At 72.0% G+C, this 14,033-nt stretch carries 9 protein-coding genes; 1 reads left to right on the top strand and 8 read right to left on the bottom strand.

What is annotated here, in order from left to right; all coding sequences use genetic code 11:
• Positions 1–12: 12 nt before the first annotated feature.
• The 6 genes from ABWK59_RS24000 to ABWK59_RS23975 all read right to left on the bottom strand — a co-directional run bounded on the left by ABWK59_RS24000 (position 13) and on the right by ABWK59_RS23975 (position 8,580).
• Positions 13–1,545 (bottom strand): amino acid permease, encoded by a 1,533-nt coding sequence (locus ABWK59_RS24000; RefSeq protein ID WP_354642668.1) that lies wholly within the window; start codon positions 1,543–1,545, stop codon positions 13–15.
• Positions 1,546–1,721: 176 nt separating this feature from the next.
• Positions 1,722–3,617 carry a 1-deoxy-D-xylulose-5-phosphate synthase gene (gene dxs, locus ABWK59_RS23995; RefSeq protein ID WP_354642667.1) on the bottom strand — a complete coding sequence of 632 codons (1,896 nt, stop codon included), beginning with the start codon at positions 3,615–3,617 and terminating at the stop codon, positions 1,722–1,724.
• Between the two features lie 214 nt (positions 3,618–3,831).
• A complete protein-coding gene (locus tag ABWK59_RS23990) occupies positions 3,832–5,136 on the bottom strand; it encodes a sugar ABC transporter permease (protein ID WP_420492844.1) in 1,305 nt (434 codons plus the stop codon).
• Entirely contained in the window at positions 5,133–5,921 is a 789-nt protein-coding gene (locus tag ABWK59_RS23985; RefSeq protein ID WP_354642666.1) for an ATP-binding cassette domain-containing protein, read from the bottom strand. The genes ABWK59_RS23990 and ABWK59_RS23985 overlap by 4 nt, the downstream gene beginning before the upstream one ends.
• 171 nt (positions 5,922–6,092) lie before the next feature.
• Positions 6,093–7,187: a sugar ABC transporter substrate-binding protein gene (locus ABWK59_RS23980; RefSeq protein WP_354642665.1), complete on the bottom strand. Its 1,095-nt coding sequence runs from the start codon at positions 7,185–7,187 to the stop codon at positions 6,093–6,095.
• Between the two features lie 205 nt (positions 7,188–7,392).
• Positions 7,393–8,580 carry an ROK family transcriptional regulator gene (locus tag ABWK59_RS23975; protein WP_354642664.1) on the bottom strand — a complete coding sequence of 396 codons (1,188 nt, stop codon included), beginning with the start codon at positions 8,578–8,580 and terminating at the stop codon, positions 7,393–7,395.
• Between the two features lie 214 nt (positions 8,581–8,794).
• Here ABWK59_RS23975 and pepN point away from each other — a divergent pair, with 214 nt between their 5' ends.
• Positions 8,795–11,386 (top strand): aminopeptidase N, encoded by a 2,592-nt coding sequence (gene pepN, locus ABWK59_RS23970; protein ID WP_354642663.1) that lies wholly within the window; start codon positions 8,795–8,797, stop codon positions 11,384–11,386.
• A 187-nt stretch (positions 11,387–11,573) separates the two neighbouring features.
• On the opposite strand, the gene ABWK59_RS23965 is transcribed toward pepN, so the two are convergent.
• Entirely contained in the window at positions 11,574–11,816 is a 243-nt protein-coding gene (locus ABWK59_RS23965; RefSeq protein WP_354642662.1) for a hypothetical protein, read from the bottom strand.
• 20 nt (positions 11,817–11,836) lie between these two features.
• Positions 11,837–13,969, bottom strand: a complete 2,133-nt coding sequence (malQ, locus tag ABWK59_RS23960; protein ID WP_420492843.1) for a 4-alpha-glucanotransferase — start codon at positions 13,967–13,969, stop codon at positions 11,837–11,839.
• Positions 13,970–14,033: the final 64 nt, after the last annotated feature.

Below are 14,033 nucleotides of genomic sequence, written 5' to 3'. Positions count from 1 at the left end.
TGCACGCATGCCCTACGGCCCCTGCGTGCCCGCCGGCGCGTCCGACGCCCCGCGCAGGTGCAGCCGGCTGTGGCTGCGGCCGTAGATGAAGTAGACCACCAGGCCGATGGCCAGCCAGACCAGGAACCGCCACCAGGTCTGCACCGGCAGGTTGAGCATCAGCCAGAGACAGGCCGCCACCGAGAGGATCGGCAGCACCGGCACCCACGGGCAGCGGAACGACCGGGGCAGGTCGGGGCGGGTCCTGCGCAGCACGATGACGCCGATCGACACCACGATGAAGGCGAACAGCGTGCCGATGTTCACCAGCTCGCTCAGCTCCTCCAGCGGGATCAGTCCGGCCAGCACCGCGACCACCAGGCCGAGCAGCAGCACCGCCCGGGTCGGGGTGCCGAACCGCGGGTGGACGGCGGAGAACAGCCGGGGCAGCAGGCCGTCCCGGCTCATCGCGAAGAACACCCGGCTCTGCCCGAGCAGCATGATCATGGTGACCGAGGTCAGACCGGCCACCGCGCCGACGTTGATGATGTCGGCGAACGCCTCCTGGTCGACCGCCTTGAAGGCGTCCGAGAGCGGGGCGTCGCTGGACAGTTCGGTGTACTTCTGCATGCCGGTGACCACGATGGAGACCGCCATGTAGAGCACGGTGCAGATGAGCAGCGAGCCGAGGATGCCGCGGGGCAGGTCGCGCTGCGGGTTCTTGGTCTCCTCGGCGGTGGTGGCGACGATGTCGAAGCCGATGAAGGCGAAGAACACCACGGCCGCGGCGGTGAAGATGCCCATCACGCCGAAGTCCGTCGGTGTGTAGCCGAACAGCACTTGGATCAGTGGTGACTCACCGCCGCTCTTGTCGGCGGTCGCCTGCGCGGGCGGGATGAACGGGTCGTAGTTGTCGGCCTTGATGAAGAACAGGCCGGCCACGATGACGATCAGCACCGAGATGACCTTGATCACCACGATCACCCGGGTGACCTCGGCCGACAGGTGCATCCCCAGCAGGATGATCGCGGTCAGCACGGCCACCAGCAGCGCGGCCGGCAGGTTGAAGCTCCAGCCGTGGTCGTCCGCGCCGGAGATCCCGTACGGGAGGGTCCAGCCCGCGCTCTCCATCAGCGACTGCACGTACCCGGACCAGCCGACCGAGACCACGGCGGCGCCCAGGGTGAGCTCCAGGACCAGGTCCCAGCCGATGATCCAGGCCGGCAGTTCACCGATGGTCGAGTACGCGAAGGTGTACGCCGAACCGGCCACCGGGACGGTGGAGGCGAACTCGGCGTAGCAGAGCGCGGCCAGCGCGCACACCACGCCGGACGCGGCGAAGGAGAGCGCCACGGCCGGTCCGGCGGTGTTCTTGGCGGCGGTACCGGTCAGCACGAAGATGCCGGTGCCGATGATCACGCCCACGCCGAAGACCGTGAGGTCCAGGGCGGAGAGCGTGCGGCGCAGGGCGTGGCCGCTCTCGTGGGTGTCCGCGAGGGACTGTTCGACGGGTTTCGCCCGGACCAGCTCACGCAAAAGCGATCTCGGGGGTGGCGCGGTGCTCATGGAGGCCTCCGGATGCTCGACCGGTCACCGGTACCCCGGGTCCGGGCCCCTGTCGCGCCGTCCGCCCGTTTTTCACCCGGACACCGCAGCCACCCGGACGCCGCAGCCCAGCCCGAAACGGCGGTGGGCCGTGGACGCGTCCCCCGCGTCCACGGCCCACCGGGGCTCGACCGGGCTCAGGCCCGGACCGGCTCCGCGTCGAGCTTGGCGACCAGGGTGGACACCTTGGCGGCGATGTCCGGGGCGGTCAGCCCGATCTGGGCGAGGATCTCGCCGCGGGAGGCGTGGTCCAGGAACTCCTGGGGGATGCCGAAGTCGCGCAGCGGCAGGTCCACCCCGGCGTCGCGGAGGGCCTGGGCGACGGCGGAGCCGACGCCGCCGGCCCGGCCGTTGTCCTCGACGGTGACGACCACGCGGTGGCGGGCGGCGAGGCCCGGCAGCGCCGGGTCGACCGGCTTGACCCAGCGCGGGTCGACCACGGTGGAGCTGATGCCCTGGACGGCGAGCAGCTCGGCGGTCTCCAGGCAGGTCGGGGCGAGCGCGCCGACGGAGACGATCAGCACGTCGGCCGGCTCCTCGGCGTCGCCGCGCAGCACGTCCATGCCGCCGACCCGGCCGACGGCGGGGACGGCGGGGCCGACGGTGCCCTTGGAGTAGCGGACCACGGTGGGGGCGTCGTGGACCTCGACGGCCTCGCGCAGCTGGGCGCGGACCTGGTCGGCGTCGCGCGGGGCGGCGAGCCGCAGGCCGGGAACGGTCTGCAGGATCGACATGTCCCACATGCCGTTGTGGGAGGCGCCGTCGGTGCCGGTGACGCCGGCCCGGTCCAGGACGAAGGTGACGCCCAGCTTGTGCAGGGCGACGTCCATCAGGACCTGGTCGTAGGCCCGGTTGAGGAAGGTGGCGTAGACGGCGACCACCGGGTGCAGGCCGTTGGTGGCCAGGCCGGCCGCGGAGACGGCGGCGTGCTGCTCGGCGATGCCGACGTCGAAGATCCGGTCCGGGTAGGCCTTGGCGAAGGGGGCGAGGCCGACCGGGTGGAGCATGGCGGCGGTGATCGCCACGATGTCCTTGCGCTCGCGGCCGAGGGCGACCATCTCCTCGCCGAAGACCGAGGTCCAGTCCTTGCCGGAGGACTTCACCGGGAGGCCGGTGTCGGGGTGGATGACGCCGACCGCGTGGAAGCGGTCCTCGTCGTTGTTCTCGGCGGCGTGGTAGCCGCGGCCCTTCTCGGTGATGCAGTGGACGATGACCGGGCCGCCGAAGCCGCGCGCCTTGGTGAACGCGGACTCCAGGGCCACCAGGTCGTGGCCGTCGATCGGGCCGATGTACTTGAGGCCGAGGTCCTCGAACATGCCCTGGGGGGCGATGAAGTCCTTGAGGCCCTTCTTGGCGCCGTGCAGGGTGTCGAACATCGCCTGGCCGACGACGGGGGTGCGCTGCAGCGCGTCCTTGCCCCAGGAGAGGAACCGCTCGTAGCCCTGGGTGGTGCGCAGGGTGGAGAGGTGGTTGGCGAGGCCGCCGATGGTGGGCGAGTAGGAGCGCTCGTTGTCGTTGACGACGATGACGACCGGCAGGTCCTTGGCGTCGGCGATGTTGTTGAGCGCCTCCCAGGCCATGCCGCCGGTGAGCGCGCCGTCGCCGATCACCGCGACGACCGGGCGGTCCTTGTGGCCCTGGATCTTGTTGGCCTTGGCCAGGCCGTCGGCGTAGCCGAGCACGGTCGAGGCGTGCGAGTTCTCGATCACGTCGTGCTCGGACTCGGCGCGGGACGGGTAGCCGGACAGGCCGCCCTTCATCTTCAGGCGGGAGAAGTCCTGCCGGCCGGTGAGCAGCTTGTGCACGTAGCTCTGGTGGCCGGTGTCGAAGAGGATGCGGTCGCGCGGGGAGTCGAAGACCCGGTGCATCGCGATGGTGAGCTCGACCACGCCCAGGTTGGGACCGAGGTGGCCGCCGGTCTTGGAGACCTCCTCGACCAGGAAGCCGCGGATCTCCTCGGCCAGCGACGCCAGCTGCGCAGGGGTGAGCCGGTCGAGATCGCGCGGTCCCCGAATGCGGGTCAGCAGGGCCACCCGTTCCTCCTCGTGTCTGTCTCCGGACCCGGCGGGCCCGACGGGCTTGCCGCCCATGGTGACGGGGCGCTCCGGCGTGAGTCGGAGTGCCCCGGCGGTCGAGTCTAATGTCCACCTGCCGGACGCCGTGCGGCGCGGCCCGGTTGACACACAGGACGAGGCCCGGCACCCGAAAGGTTCGAGTGCCGGGCCTCACATCTGGTACGGCGTGTCGTCAGCCTCGCCCGGAGGACTTCTGGGTCTTCCGGGAGACGGAGTCGAGCACCACGGCGGCGAGCAGCACCGCGCCGGTGATCATGTACTGGATGGCCTGGTTGACGTGGACCAGGTCCAGGCCGGTGATGATCGACTGGATGACCAGGATGCCGAGCAGGGCGGACCAGGTCTTGCCGCGGCCGCCGAAGAGGCTGGTACCGCCGATGACGGCCGCCGCGATGGAGTTCATCAGGACGTTGCCGCTGCCGAGCAGCTTGTCCGCGGAGCCCTGCTGGGAGGCGATGAACAGGCCGCCGAGGGCCGCCATGCCGGCCGAGATCATGAAGACCGAGATCCGGACCCAGGCGACGTTGATGCCGGCCCGGCGGGCCGCCTCGACGCTGCCGCCGACCGCGAAGATCTGGCGGCCGTAGGAGGTGCGGCGCAGCACGAAGTCGGTGATGACCACGACCGAGAGGAAGATCACCAGGGGCAGTGGCAGGCCGCGGTCCTGGTTGAGCATGTAGGCGGCGACCAGGCCGATGACCGCGATCAGGCCGGTGCGCAGGGCGATCTCGCTGGTCGGCCGGGCGAGCAGGCCGGCGGCGCTGCGGCGGCGGGAGTCGAGCAGCTGGCCGGCGCCGAACAGGACGATGCCGAGGACGGCGAAGGCCCAGGTGAAGAAGACGTCGCCCTCGCCGAGGAAGTAGGTGTCCAGGTTGGCGAGCACACCGTCGTTGATGACGTTGACGGTGCCCTTGTCGCCGAGGACGTACATCTGCAGGCCGCTCCAGGCGAGCAGACCGGCCAGGGTGACCACGAAGGCGGGGACGCCGATCTTGGCGAAGAAGAAGCCGTGCAGGGCGCCGATGGCCAGGGCGGCGGCGATGGCGATCAGGATCGCCAGCCACTCGTTCATGCCGTTGCGGACCGAGAGCACCGCGGCGACGGCGGCGGAGACGCCGGCCACCGAGCCGAGCGAGAGGTCGATCTCGCCGAGCAGCAGCACGAAGACGATGCCGACGGCGATGAGGCCCGGGCCGGCGATCCACTTGGTGATGTTGGTGAGGTTGTCTGCGTTCAGGAAGTCGCCGGTGATGCCCTGGAAGATGGCGCCGATGAGGATCAGGCCGAGGACGACCGGGACGGAGCCCAGGTCGCCGCTCTTCATCTTGCGGCGGAACTCGTCCAGGTAGCCGGCGAAGCCCGACTGACGGACCAGCAGCCGCGGGTCGACCGCGGCCGGCGCCTGGGCGGGGGCCTCGGGCGCCTCGGAGGTCTCGGACGTCTCGGACGTCGAGGGGGAGGTCTGGGGGGTGGTCACTTCGCTTCCTCCGCGAGACGTGCCTGACGCCGGGTCACGGCGTTCTCGGTGGCGCCGGTGATGGCGGAGATGATCTCCTCGTGCGAGGTGTTGGCCACCTCGAAGACGCCGTTGTTGCGGCCCAGGCGGAGCACCGCGACGGTGTCCGCGACGGCCTTGACGTCGGCCATGTTGTGGCTGATCAGGATCACGCCGAGGCCGCGGTCGCGGAGCCGCTCGACCAGGTCGAGGACCTGGGCGGTCTGCTCGACGCCGAGGGCGGCGGTGGGCTCGTCCAGGATGACGATCTTCGGGTCGCCGACCAGGGCGCGGGCGATGGCCACGACCTGGCGCTGGCCGCCGGAGAGCGCGGCGATCGGGATGCGGACGCTGGGGATGCGGATCGACAGGGTGTCGAGCAGCTCCTTGGCGCGCTTCTCCATCGCGACCTCGTCCAGCGCGCCGAAGCGGCGCAGCTCGCGGCCGAGGAAGAGGTTGCCGACCACGTCGAGGTTGTCGCAGAGCGCGAGGTCCTGGTAGACGGTGGCCACGCCCAGCTGCTGGGCGTCGTGCGGCCGGTGGATGTTGACCGCCTTGCCGTCCCACTCGATCGACCCCTCGTCGATCGGGTGGACGCCGGCGATGGTCTTCACCAGCGTGGACTTGCCGGCGCCGTTGTCGCCGACCAGGGCGACCACCTCGCCCGCGTGGACCTCCAGATGAACGTCGGTGAGCGCCTGGACGGCACCGAACCGCTTGGAGACCCCGCGCAACGCCAGTACGGGTGCGCCTGTCACGTGAACCATCTCCTTTTCCCGTGCCGTCGCGATCGCGTGGCGCGTGGGCACGGCTGCCCGGGCGCCGACCCGGGGCGCGCGGGGGTAGAGCGAGAAGTGAAGGGGGGCGCGGCGGGCGGTGGCCGTCGCGCCGAGGGGCGGCGCTTCCCGGTGCGTCGGGGAGCGCCGCCCTGGTGGGGATTACTGCAGGCCGGCGGCGGCGCAACCGGCGGCGTACTCGCCGGTGCAGATCTCGGCGGCCTTGTAGAGGCCGTCCGCGATCACGGTGTCCTTGATGTTGGCCTTGGTGACGACCTTGGGCTCCAGCAGCTTGGCCGGGATGCCCTTGTCGGTGTCGCTGTCGATGGTCGCGGTGGCGACCGACTTGACGTCCTTGCCCTGCAGCAGGCTGACGGCCAGCTCGGCGGCCGAGTCGGCCAGCGGCTTGTAGGCCTTGTAGATGGTGTAGGACTGGTCGCCCGTGACGAGGCGCTGGATGGCGTCCAGACCGGCGTCCTGGCCGCCGACCGGCACGGTGATGCCGGAGGACTTCAGCTGGGTGATGATGGCGGCGGCCATGCCGTCGTTGGCGGAGTAGACGGCCTGGAAGCCGTCCTTGCCAAGCTGGGTGATGGCGGCGCCGATCTTCTGGCCGGCCACGGTGGGCTTCCACTCACCGGACTGCTCGTAGACGACCTTCTTGACCTTGCCGTCGAGCGCCTTGTGGGCGCCGGACTTGAACTTGGCGGCGTTCGGGTCGGCCTCGTCGCCGTTGATCATGACGATGTTGGCGTCCGCGGCCTTGGCGCCGAGGGCCTCGACCAGGGCCTGGCCCTGGAGCTCGCCGACCTTCTCGTTGTCGAAGGAGACATAGGCGGCGACCGGGCCGGTGGCCAGGCGGTCGTAGGCGACGACCTTGACGTTCTTGGCGGCCGCCTCCTTGACCCAGGACTGGGTCGACTTGGCGTCCACGGCGTCCAGCACGATCACCTTGACGCCCTGCGCGATCAGGGTGTCGAACTGCTGCTTCTGCTTGGCGGCGGAGCCCTCGGCGTTGCTGTACTTGACGTCGCAGTCGCTGCACAGCGCCTTGACCTTGGCCTCGATGAAGGGCTTGTCGAAGGACTCGTAGCGGGTGGACGAGGCGTTCTCGGGGAGCAGGAGACCGATCGACTTCGAGTCGCCGGAGGACGCGCTGTCCTTGCTGTCGCTGCCGGCCTTGCCGCAGGCGGCCATGGACAGGGCCATCGAGACGGCGGCGGTTCCGATGACGGCGCGACGCAGAATTGCGTTCATTGGGGGTGCCTCCCTGACAGAGCCGCAACGTTGCGGCGAGGTGGAAGGGAGTCAACCCGCGCTGCCCGCTTGTCGTCAATAAGTAAAACCGGGAGACCGGCGATCCGAACCCTTTCGTTATCTTCCTGAAGGCGAAGCCGAGATCGATCGGCCAGGAACCACCCGGGTTCACCCCGGCACCGCCCCGGCTTCACCCAGCCGACGCTCAGGCGTTGGCCGCCGCCGGCTGCCGGATTGCGCCCGATTCGCCCATTTCGCTCATCACCAGGGCCAGGGCGCCGAGCACCTCCGCACGGCCACCGAGCGTGCCCGGAACCACCGAGAGCTGCCGGGCCGCGCTCGGGATGGCGTACCGCGAGACCGAGTCCCGGATCGGGGAAAGCACCAGCTCACCGGCCTCGGCAAGGTCGCCGCCCAGGATGATCCGGCGGGGGTTGAGCAGGTTGCAGAGCGTGGCGACGCCCATCCCGATCTGCCGCCCGGCGTCGGCGATCACCCGGCGGCAACCCAGGTCACCCTGCTGGGCCAGCTGGACCATGCCGGTGAGGGTCAGCTCACCCGGGTGGTTGGCGTTCAAGAGGTTGAGCAGGTAGCGGGAGCCCACGAAGGTCTCCAGGCAGCCTCTGTTGCCGCACCGGCAGACCGGGCCGGCCTCGTCCAGGGTGATGTGCCCGATCTCCCCCGCGGTACCGCCCGGACCGCGGTAGATCTGGCCGTTGATGACCAGTCCGGAGCCGACACCGCTGGCCACCTTGATGTACGCCAGGTCGCCGAGCCCGCGTCCGGCGCCCCAGACCAGCTCGCCGAGCGCGCCCAGGTTGGCGTCGTTGTCCACGTACACCTGCATGCCCAGGCGCTGGGAGAGCTCCTGGCCCGGCCGCACGCCGGTCCAGCCGGGGAGGATCGCGGTGGAGCCGAGCGCGCCGGTCTCCACGTCGATCGGGCCCGGCACGCCGAGGCCCACGCCGATCACCTTGTCCGACTTGAAACCGGCCTGTTCGAGCAGCCGGCCGACCATCGCCTCGGCGCGGTCGAAGCCCTGCTGCGCGGAGACGTCCACGTCGATCGGCTCGCTCTCCTCGGCGAGCACCCGGTGCGCCAGGTTGCCCACCGCGACCCGCAGGTGGGTGTGGCCGAAGTCGACGCCGACCACGATGCCGGCGTCCCCGCTGAGCGAGACGCTGCGGGCCCGGCGGCCGCCGGAGGAGGTGTCGGCCACCACGACGGTGCCGCTCTCCTTCAGCTCCCGGACGATGTTGGACACCGTGGCCGCCGACAGCCCGGTGCCGCGTGCGATCTCGGCCTGGGTCAGCGAGCCGGCCATCCGCACGGCGCGCAGCACCCGTTCGAGGTTCGCCCGGTGCAGCGAGGACTGCGATCCCGGTGTGTCCATCGACATGATTCACCCTCCAGGGTGCCGCGTCCTCGCGGCTCGTCCAGCGTTCAGCTTCAACTTCTGAACTCTATGCTCGGCCAGGCCCGGGCGGGGGAGTCAAGACGGAACGGAGATCGTTGCGAAACCTCCGCTCTGACGGGAATTCCCAGCTCGACACCGGGGGGGACGTGGGAGGATGCCCCCATCCGAGCCTGACGAAGGAGTCCTGCGAGTGCCTGGCACCAACTTGACCCGTGAGGAGGCCCGCACCCGGGCCGAGCTCCTGCACGTGGACGCGTACGACATCGAGCTCGACCTGAGCTCGGCCCGCGAGGGCGGTACGTTCCGGTCCACCACCGTGGTCCGATTCTCCGCCACCACGCCGGGCGCTTCCACTTTCATCGACCTGGTCGCGCCGCGCGTCGCGGAGGTCGTCCTGAACGGCGAGGTCCTGGACCCGGCCGGCTTCGCCGACAGCCGCATCCCCCTTCCGAACCTGAAGGCGGAGAACGAGCTGCGGGTGGTCGCCGACTGCGCCTACACCAACACCGGTGAGGGCCTGCACCGCTTCGTCGACCCGGTGGACGGCGAGACCTACCTCTACACCCAGTTCGAGGTGCCGGACGCCCGCCGCGTCTTCGCCTCCTTCGAGCAGCCCGACCTCAAGGCGGCGTTCCGGTTCACCGTGACCGCCCCCGAGGGCTGGGTCGTGGTCTCCAACTCCCCCACCCCCACCCCGTCCGGCGAGGGCGACACCCGGGTCTGGGCCTTCGAGCCCACCCCGCGGATGTCCACCTACGTCACCGCGCTGGTCGCCGGCCCGTACGTGGGCGTCTTCGACGAGTACCGCGGCGCCGGCCGCACCGTCCCGCTGGGCGTGTACTGCCGCCCGTCGCTGCGCGAGTTCCTGGACGCCGAGGCGATCTTCGAGGTCACCAAGCAGGGCTTCGACTACTTCCAGGAGAAGTTCGACTTCGCCTACCCGTTCGCCAAGTACGACCAGCTCTTCGTCCCGGAGTTCAACGCCGGCGCGATGGAGAACGCGGGCGCGGTGACCCTGCGCGACCAGTACGTGTTCCGGTCCAAGGTGACCGACGCCTCGTACGAGATGCGCGCCGCGACGATCCTGCACGAGCTGGCCCACATGTGGTTCGGCGACCTGGTCACCATGGAGTGGTGGGACGACCTCTGGCTGAACGAGTCCTTCGCGACCTTCGCCGAGGTGGTCTGCCAGGCCGAGGCGCCGAACTCGAAGTGGCCGCACTCCTGGACCACCTTCGCCAACCAGATGAAGACCTGGGCGTACCGGCAGGACCAGCTGCCCTCCACCCACCCGATCATGGCCGACATCCGCGACCTGGAGGACGTCCAGGTCAACTTCGACGGCATCACCTACGCCAAGGGCGCCTCGGTGCTCAAGCAGCTGGTGGCGTACGTCGGCCAGGACGCCTTCTTCCAGGGCGTGCAGGCGTACTTCAAGCGCCACGCCTGGGGCAACACCCGGCTGTCCGACCTGCTCGGCGCCCTGGAGGAGGCCAGCGGCCGCGACCTGAAGACCTGGTCGAAGGCCTGGCTGGAGACCGCCGGCATCAACCTGCTCCGCCCCGAGCTGCGGATCAACACCGACGGCGAGATCGAGTCCTTCGCCGTCCTGCAGGAGGCCCCCGCGCTGCCCGCCGGCGCCCGCGGCGAGGCCGTGCTGCGCCCGCACCGGATCGCGATCGGCCTCTACGAGCTGGTCGACGGCGCCCTGGTGCGCACCGACCGGATCGAGCTGGACGTGGACGGCCCGCGCACCGAGGTGCCCGAGCTGGTCGGCCGCCACCGCCCGGCCGTCCTGCTGCTCAACGACGACGACCTGACCTACGCCAAGGTCCGCCTGGACGAGGACTCGCTGGCCGTGGTCACCGAGCACCTCGGCGACTTCGCCGACTCGCTCCCCCGCGCGCTGTGCTGGGCCTCGGCCTGGGACATGGCCCGCGACGGCGAGCTCGCCACCCGCGACTACCTCGCGCTGGCCCTCTCCGGCCTGCAGCGGGAGAGCGACATCGGCGTCGTCCAGTCGGTGCACCGCCAGGTCAAGCTGGCCCTGGAGCTCTACGCCGACCCGGCGTGGCGTCCGCAGGGCCTGGCCACCTGGGCGGAGGCCGCCGAGCAGCGGCTGCGCGCCGCCGCCCCCGGCAGCGACCACCAGCTCGCCTGGGCCCGGACGCTGGCCGCCGCCGCCCGGACCGACGGCCAGCTCGACCTGCTGGCCGGCCTGCTCGACGGCACCGCCGCCCTGGAGGGCCTCGCGGTCGACACCGAGCTGCGCTGGACCCTGCTCACCCGCCTGGTCGCCACCGGCCGCGCGGACGAGAAGGCCATCGACGCCGAGCTGGCCCGCGACAACACCGCCGCCGGCCAGGAGCACGCCGCCACCTGCCGCGCCGCCCGGCCGACCGCCGCGGCCAAGGCCGAGGCCTGGGCCTCGGTGGTGGAGTCCGACGAGCTCACCAACTACGTCCAGGAGGCCGTCATCGCCGGCTTCCAGCAGGCCGACCAGCGGGAGCTGCTGGCGCCCTACACGGCGAAGTACTTCGCCGCGATCAAGGGCATCTACGAGACCCGCAGCCACGAGATCTCCCAGCAGATCATCGTCGGCATGTACCCGGCCTACCAGGTCGAGCAGGCCACCCTGGACGCCACCGACGCCTGGCTGGCCACCGCCGACCCGGCCCCGGCCCTGCACCGGCAGGTGGTCGAGGCCCGCGCCGGTGTGGAGCGGGCGCTGAAGGCGCAGGCCGCGGACCACGCGGCGGGCGCCCGGGCGCTGGGGCACTGACCCGGCACCGCGCCTGACCGCACGACAGCCGCCCGGAGGCTCCTGCGCTCCGGGCGGCTGACGTCTGTTTTCGGGCGGCTGACGGATGTTCGGGCGGGTTCGGGGGCGGCCTGGTGCGGCGCACGGCCCCCGGAAACGGCTGAGCGCCGCGCGGGGGGATCCCCGGCGGCGCTCGGCGGCGGGCCGCTTACTTGGCGGCGCCCTTGTCCTTGCCCTTCATCCAGCCCGGCAGCATGACCAGGCCGGCGATCAGCAGGAAGGAGGCGATCGGCAGCACCACGAACAGGCCGATGACCGCGCCCGTGCTCAGGGGGGCGCCCGGGTCGTCGCCGTCGTCCCGGACCAGCGCCATGGCGGGCGACGACATCATCATCATCAGCGTGGCCGCTGCGGAGACCGCACCAGCGCGCAAAGCGTTCCTCTTGTCCACGCTGCCACGGTACCGGCCGCTCATCCGGCCCCGCGCGCCGGGGTGGGCCTTCCGGAGTGCTCGTCCAGCGCCGCGACCAGCCGGGTCGTCGCCGGGGACGCCGCCAGCCGCTCCAGCGTGACCGGCATCCCCTCGGCGTCGGCGACCGGCAGCCGCCAGTTCGGGTACTGGTCCCAGGTGCCCGGCAGGTTCTGCGGACGCGGGTCGCCCACCGCGTCCGGCAGCCAGACCCCGACCAGCTGCGCCGGGGTGGCGAGCAGGAAGGCGTACAGGGCCTCCGGCGTGGGCTCGCCGCCCTCCGGGACCAGGCCGAGCCGGGTCAGCTCGGTGCGCCACTCGGCCAGCTCGGCCGCCGCCTGGGCCTGCTCCTCGCCGAGCGGGCGGGCCAGCAGCCCCAGCCGGTGCCGCAGCTCCACGTGCTCGCCGGACAGCCGGGCCGCCGTGCTCGGCAGGTCGTGCGTGGTGAGGGTGGCCAGGCAGCCGGACCGCCAGCGCTCCGGCGGCAGGATCTCGCCCTTGGCCCGCCAGTCCCGCTCGAACCAGAGCACCGAGGTGCCCAGCACCCCCCGGTCCGCCAGCTCCTCCCGGACCCCGGGCTCCACCGTCCCCAGGTCCTCGCCGATCACGTACGCGCCCGCCCGGTGCGCCTCCAGCGCCAGGACGCCGAGCATCGCCTCGGCGTCGTAGCGGACGTACGCGCCCTCGGTCGGCGGGTTGCCCGCCGGCACCCACCAGAGCCGGAACAGGCCCATCACATGGTCGATCCGCAGCGCCCCCGCGTGCCGGGCGGCGGCGCGCAGCAGCTCCGCGTACGGCGCGTAGCCGGCCTCGGCGAGGGCGTCCGGCCGCCAGGGCGGCAGGCCCCAGTCCTGGCCGTGCGCGTTGAAGGCGTCCGGCGGCGCGCCGACCGAGATGCCCTCGGCCAGGACGTCCTGCAGCGCCCAGGCGTCCGCGCCGTCCGGGTGCACCCCGACCGCCAGGTCGTGGATCAGGCCGACCGCCATGCCGGCCTGCTCCGCGGCCCGCTGGGCCTGCCCGAGCTGCTCGTCCACCAGGAAGGCCAGCCAGCGGTGGAACTCGATCCGGTCGGCCAGCTCCGTCCGGGCGGCGGTCACGTGCGGGCTGTCCGGGCGGCGCAGACCCCTGGGCCAGTGCCGCCAGCCGGTGCCGTGCGCCTCGGCGAGCGCGTTCCAGGTGGCGTACCGCTCCAGCCACTCCCCCTCGCGCGCCACGAACGCGCGGTACGCCGCCTCCCGGCCCGCGCCGCGCCGCACCGTGTGCAGCACCTCCAGCGCCTGCCGCTTGACCGCCCACACCGCGTCCCGGTCGATCAGGCCGTCGTGCTCCAGCACCTCCTCGCGCAGCGACCGCGCCCGCCGCAGGATCTCGCCCAACTCCTCGTGGGCGTAGGCGTACTCGGGCACCGCCTCGATCCGCAGGTGCACCGGGTCGGCGAACCGCCGGGAGGACGGGCGGTACGGCGAGGGGTCGGAGGGCGCCCCGGGCAGGCCCGCGTGCAACGGGTTGATCTGCAGGAAGGCGGCGCCGAGTTCGTGGCCGGCCCACTGGGCGAGCTCCGCCAGGTCGCCCAGGTCGCCCATGCCCCAGGACCGTTCCGACAGCACCGAGTACAGCTGCGCCAGGAACCCCCAGCCGCGGCCATCCGGCCCCGGCAGCCGGTCCGGGGCGACGATCAGCGCCGCGGCCGCCTCCCGGTCGCCGGCCCGGGCCCGCAGCCGGTGCCGGCCGAGCGGGAGGTCGGCGGGCAGCCAGTGCGAGTGCCCGCGGGGCAGCGTCCACGCGCCGCCCTGCTCCAGCTCGACCACCACCGACGCCTCGGCCGGCACGTCCAGCGCCGTCCGCCGGCCCGCCCGCGCCACCACCGTCGGTGGCAGCAGCCGGGCCGCCGCCTCGGCCCGGTGCCGCTCCAGCGCCGCACCGACCGCCTCCGGCGTCCCGGCCTCCACCCCGAGCGCGGCCAGCACCGCCACCAGCGTCCCCGGCGCCACCGGCACCGGCCCGCTGCCCGGGTCGTACGTACTGTCCACCCCGTACGCGTGCGCCAGCGCCACCAACTCCGGTGGCGCCGGCGGGTTGTCCTCCGCCGGCACCTGCTCACTGCCGGCCTGGTCACGGTCAAGGTATGCGGCCACTCTGCTGCTCCCTGCCCTCCGTCTGGAGACACCGAACGCGAACAGCCACAGTCCTACCCGTACC

The sequence above is a fragment of the Kitasatospora sp. HUAS MG31 genome (genome assembly GCF_040571325.1).
Taxonomy (GTDB): Bacteria; Actinomycetota; Actinomycetes; order Streptomycetales; family Streptomycetaceae; genus Kitasatospora; species Kitasatospora camelliae.
The sequence above is the reverse complement of the archived record's forward strand: the minus strand, read 5'-3'. Positions and strand labels throughout refer to the sequence as shown.